The organism is Limnospira sp. PMC 1279.21 (assembly GCF_032349615.1).
Classification (GTDB): domain Bacteria; phylum Cyanobacteriota; class Cyanobacteriia; order Cyanobacteriales; family Microcoleaceae; genus Limnospira; species Limnospira fusiformis.
On the sequence record NZ_JARPLU010000413.1, the window covers coordinates 1 to 1,159 of the forward strand.

A 1,159-nucleotide genomic window follows, 5' to 3' on the forward strand; every position below is an offset into this window, starting at 1 on the left:
CATCTGAGCGGAGGTTTTGTGGCCATGCTCTTGGGCAAAAGCCTTGAATTTTTGCAAGTCGGTAATTTTGTGGTTATTGCCAGGTGGGTGATTAGGTTGAGGGAGGAAGTCTCCGGTCTGTGCTTTTCTTTGCAGCCAGAGATTAATGGTGTTCCGGCTGACATGGAAAAGTTGACTGGCTTATGTTTTGGGCATACCGTCTAGTTCAATGGCATCAATAACTTTTTGTCTGAGGTCGTAACTATAGGGGGCTGGCATTTTTGGTCTTCTTAGTCATCTCGTCCTCTCCATTATACGTCCTAAGTGTTCTGTCTTGTGCTATATCTCGCCACGCTAACCCTCAACCCCCCGAGAACCGCCCTAGGGGAAAAAGCCCAAAAATTATCAATCATAGGGTCTGGGAAATGTCCCCCTTTATCCACAGGGCTAAGTCGGGAGGATAGCCCAAAATATTCCGTAACCAGGATAACTGCTACAACTACCAGGAGAAATTATGTCCGATATAACTAAAGAAGAAATGCGCGAAAAATTAGCTAATATTGAGCAAATTCGCGATATTATTTTTGGTTCTAATATCCGGGAGTTTAATAACCGCTTCGAGAAAATGGAGTCGGATTTATCTAGGCTTCAGCAAGAATTTCATGATTATGCGCAACAGCTAAAAAGTGTTTTTTCGACTGACATTAGGGCGACTAACGAAGCCTTTGATAAAAAGTTTAAATCTCTAAGTACAGAGAGTAAAGAAGAAGCCACGGAACTGCGACAGCATCTTGAGAGAATCAATCGTAAGTTTTCTAACAGTATTGAATCTTTGGATCAATCTCTGGATACTCAAACTAACCTGCTCCGTGATGAATTCAACCAAACTAGCAAACTAGAGATAGGTTGCAAGAAGACTTTAGGAATTTAACAAGTGAGGTATTTTAACAACTTTATCAACGTTTGTCGATGAGGGGAAATGACAAAGTTTCTAAACATGATATGGCATAAATACTGTGGGAAATGGGGATGAAGCTAAAGGGGACGGAGTTTGTGCCACAGCTTCAAGATGCGGCGGATACTAATATGTATACTGATATTTAATTGCTGGAATCTAATGATAATTACAGCCTTTATCTCAATCATTAAGCACAGTAACAACACTTGGTAAACCAGTTAA

General features: G+C 40.9%; 1 protein-coding gene and 1 pseudogene. One reads left to right on the forward strand and one right to left on the reverse strand.

The features are described 5' to 3' along the window. Window positions 1-258 (reverse strand): annotated as a pseudogene (locus P5683_RS25050) (IS630 transposase-related protein); the annotation flags it as partial. A 235-nt stretch (window positions 259-493) separates the two neighbouring features. On the opposite strand from P5683_RS25050, the gene P5683_RS25055 reads away from it, so the two are divergent. After that, window positions 494-910, forward strand: a complete 417-nt coding sequence (locus P5683_RS25055) for a hypothetical protein (protein ID WP_006669234.1) — start codon at window positions 494-496, stop codon at window positions 908-910. Window positions 911-1,159: the final 249 nt, after the last annotated feature.